The organism is Phascolarctobacterium succinatutens YIT 12067 (assembly GCF_000188175.1).
GTDB lineage: Bacteria > Bacillota > Negativicutes > Acidaminococcales > Acidaminococcaceae > Phascolarctobacterium_A > Phascolarctobacterium_A succinatutens.
Map to the genome: position 1 here is coordinate 1 of NZ_GL830921.1, position 539 is coordinate 539.

Annotated in this window: 1 protein-coding gene; it reads left to right on the top strand. The window is 36.7% G+C overall.

The features are described 5' to 3' along the window. Nucleotides 1-501: IS30 family transposase (locus tag HMPREF9443_RS08115; protein WP_009146101.1), on the top strand; the 501-nt coding region annotated here is incomplete at its 5' end. Nucleotides 502-539 lie beyond the last annotated feature (38 nt).

The following is a 539-nucleotide window of genomic DNA, read 5'->3' on the forward strand; positions in this document are numbered from 1 at the left end:
GATGAACGCAATGAATTCGGTCATTGGGAAATAGATACTGTTATAGGAAGTAAAAGCAAGAGTGACAACGTGGTGTTGACTCTTGTGGAACGTATAACACGCAAGTATATCGCACTGAAAATAACTAGTAAAACATCCTTTGCTGTTAACGAAGGCATTGCTTACCTAAAGGAATACTATGGTACTAAATTCAGTCAGGTGTTTAAGACAATTACTAGCGATAATGGAAGCGAGTTTGCAGAACTCTCGCAAATAGAGAATGACACTTCTATAAAAATATACTTCGCACATCCTTACAGTTCTTGGGAAAGAGGCAGTAATGAGCGCCATAATGGTTTGCTCAGAAGATTCATCCGAAAAGGAAAGAGGATGGACAATTATAGCTACGAAGATATTATGTTTATCGCTGATTGGTGTAATTCACTTCCAAGGAAGATTCTGGGATATAAAACTCCAGATGAACTGTTTGACTTTGAGTTGGATAAGATCTATGCATCTTAATTTTCAAAAAGTGTGCAACTTCTTATTGCAATTTAGAA